This is a genomic window from Blastomonas sp. (genome assembly GCF_041747255.1).
Lineage (GTDB): Bacteria > Pseudomonadota > Alphaproteobacteria > Sphingomonadales > Sphingomonadaceae > Blastomonas.
The window spans coordinates 1-3,045 of the sequence record NZ_JBGTFM010000371.1; the positions used below are offsets into that span (position 1 = coordinate 1).

The following is a 3,045-nucleotide window of genomic DNA, read 5'->3' on the forward strand; positions in this document are numbered from 1 at the left end:
CATCCCGGCGCAGATCACCGCTTACCCCTATATTCCCGATCCTAACTGGAAGCCGGAAAAGCTTGGGTTCAATGTCGGCATGGATACTGCAGCGGGCTCAATGCCCGCCGATGCAGCGATTCGTGCCGAAGCGAAAAAGGCGACCAAGGGCGCGCTGATCGCCTGGGATCCGGTCGCGCAGAAGGAACGTTGGCAAGTGGCACTGGGCGGGCCGTGGAACGGCGGCGTGCTGGCGACAGCGGGCGGGCTGGTGTTTCAGGGCAACGCGGCGGGCAGCTTCGTTGCTTATGGCGCAGACAAGGGCCATCAGCTGTGGAGCTTCCCTGCGCAGACCGGCGTTGTCGCCGCGCCGATCACCTACAGCGTGAACGGGGAGCAATATGTCGCGGTGCTCGCCGGATGGGGCGGCGCATGGGCGCTGACCGCCGGGGTGCTGAGCGACATGTCAGGCCCGGTGCGCAACATCTCGCGGCTGCTGGTGTTCAAGCTGGGCGGCAAGGCGGCATTGCCTGAGATGACCGAATCGGCAGGCAATTTGCCGCTCGATCCGCCCGCGCTCACGGCTTCGGCTGATGTGGTGGCTGAGGGCAAGGCGCTGTTTGGCCGCTATTGTCTGGTGTGCCACGGCGATGCGGGTGCGATGGCATCGGGGCGCGGCGGCATATTGCCCGATCTGCGCTACAGCGGCACGCTCGCCGCGCCTGACAACTGGCAGATGATCGTGCACGATGGCGCGCTCAAGGCCAACGGCATGGTCAGCTTTTCGCCGGTGATGAATGCCGCGCAGATCGACAGCATCCGCCATTTTGTGATCGCGCGGGCGCACGAGGACAAGGCGATCGAGGCAAGGGGCATGGCGCGCCGGTAACGTCGGCTCAGGCGGCAGCTGCGCGTTTTGCCGCGCGCCGCGCCTCGGGCAGCCGCACCAGCACCAAAGCGATGCCGATGGCGATCATGCCGATCCAGTCGACCGGTGCCAGCCGCTCGGCAAAGGCCAGCCAGCCGATCACGGCGGCAATCGCCGGCTGACTGAGCAGCGCCAGCCCGATGACCACCGGCGAAAAATGGTTGAGCGCATAGACCATCAGCCCCTGGCCGATCAGCTGGCTGGTGGCCGCCAGCACCAGTACCGGCGTCCAGTCGGTCGGCCAGACTGGCTCGCCCAGCAGGATCGCGATTCCCAGCGCCGGGGCGAGGCCGAACAAGGTCGACCACGTGAGCACCGACCAGCTGCCCACCTGCTTGCGCGCCTGCCGGATGGCGATGAGATAGCCTGCATACAGAATGCCCGCTGCAAGGCAGAACAGGTCGCCGACCAGATTGCGCACGTCGAGGTCATAGGAACTGCCCATCAGCAACGCTGCCCCGGTGAAGGCGAGCAGCACCGCACCCAGTTCCATTCGGTGCGGCCATGCCCGGCCGATGACGAAGCCGTAGATGACCATGATGATGCTGCCCATGTTGCCGAACAGGGTGGCATTGGCGAGCTTGGTCCGTTCGATGCCGATGTGCCAGCTGGCCAGATCGAGCGAGAACGCCACGCCGCCCACGAGCATCATCGCCCAGATCGCGCCGGTGTAGCGGGCGGGCGATGTTCCCTGCGCCCGGTTTTCGTTGCCGGCGAGCAGCACCAGCACCGGCAGCGCCAGCGTCAGTCGCCAGAATCCTGCGGAGACCGGCCCGGTATCGGCCAGCCGCACCAGCCATGGCCCGAATGCCAGCGTCACATTGGCAAGTATCAGCGCGATAAGCGCAAGGGCCCCGCCGCGTTCGGTTGCTTTTGTCATCCCGGGCCTTTAGCCAACGGATCAATTCGTGTCGCGGCAAATGCTGCGGCGTTCGGCAATGGAGACCCGACGCATATGCCCACCCTGTTCGACCCTATTCAGCTCGGCGCCATTGCCTGCCCCAACCGTATCCTGATGGCCCCGCTGACCCGCTGCCGCAGCACCAAGGCGCATGCGCCGGTGCCGCTGATGGGCGAATATTATGCGCAACGCGCCGCCGCCGGCCTGATCATTTCTGAAGCCACCGGGATCAGCCAGGAAGGGCTCGGCACGCCTTACGCGCCGGGCATCTGGAATGATGAACAGGTCGAGGCGTGGAAGCCGGTGATCGAGCAGGTGCACAAGGCCGGTGGCCGCATCATCTGCCAGCTGTGGCACATGGGGCGGCTGGTGCATCCTGATTTTCTGGGCGGACAGCCGCCGATTTCGGCGTCGGCCACGCGGTTCGATTATCACGCACATACCTATGAAGGCACCAAGCCCTATGAGACCGCGCGCGCGCTGCCGGTGAATGAAATTCCGCGTGTCATTGATGACTATGCGCAGGCCACACTCAACGCCAAGCGCGCCGGGTTCGACGGGGTGCAACTGCACGCCGCCAACGGCTATCTGATCGACCAGTTTATCCGCTCGTCAACCAATCTGCGCGATGATGACTATGGCGGTGCAGTTGAAAATCGCATCCGCCTGCTGGGGGAAGTGACGCAGCGGCTGATCGAGGTGTGGGCTCCGGGCCAGGTGTCGGTGCGCCTGTCGCCCAATGGCGAAACCCAAGGGGCGAACGATGCGACTCCGCAGGAGACGTTTACCGCAGCGGCGGCGCTGCTGGGCAGCATCGGCATCGCCTTTCTGGAATTGCGCGAGCCACCCGCCAACGGCAGCTTCGGCGCGAGCGACGTGCCGCCGGTCAGCCCGCATATCCGCAAGGTGTTCTCTGCGCCGCTGGTGCTCAACAGCGACTATGTGCTCGACAACGCATCCGCCGCGCTGGCCAATGACAGCGCCGATGCGATCAGCTTTGGCCGCACCTTCCTTGCCAACCCTGACTTGCCCGCACGTCTGGCGGCGGGTGCACCGCTGACCCCTGATAACCCAAGGCGCTGGTATGGCCAGGGACCAGAGGGCTATACCGATTATCCGACGCTGGCAGAGCAGAACGCGACGGTCGCGGCGCAATGATCGCCAGCGGCCAGCCGCTGCTGATCAGCGCGGTGCTGCTTGGCAGCGCAGTTTTGCTGCTGCTCGCCGAAGCGCTGTG

At 65.3% G+C, this 3,045-nt stretch carries 3 protein-coding genes; 2 read left to right on the forward strand and 1 reads right to left on the reverse strand.

Translation table 11 applies throughout. From position 1 onward, the window contains the following. Positions 1-868 (forward strand): c-type cytochrome (locus tag ACEW8G_RS12555; RefSeq protein WP_373488753.1); only part of this gene is annotated, 868 nt, incomplete at its 5' end. A gap of 7 nt (positions 869-875) precedes the next feature. On the opposite strand, the gene ACEW8G_RS12560 is transcribed toward ACEW8G_RS12555, so the two are convergent. Then, complete coding sequence (locus ACEW8G_RS12560) at positions 876-1,787, reverse strand: DMT family transporter (RefSeq protein WP_373488754.1); 912 nt, start codon at positions 1,785-1,787, stop codon at positions 876-878. Between the two features lie 75 nt (positions 1,788-1,862). On the opposite strand from ACEW8G_RS12560, the gene ACEW8G_RS12565 reads away from it, so the two are divergent. Continuing rightward, a complete protein-coding gene (locus ACEW8G_RS12565) occupies positions 1,863-2,966 on the forward strand; it encodes an alkene reductase (RefSeq protein WP_373488755.1) in 1,104 nt (367 codons plus the stop codon). The last annotated feature ends 79 nt before the right edge of the window (positions 2,967-3,045 follow it).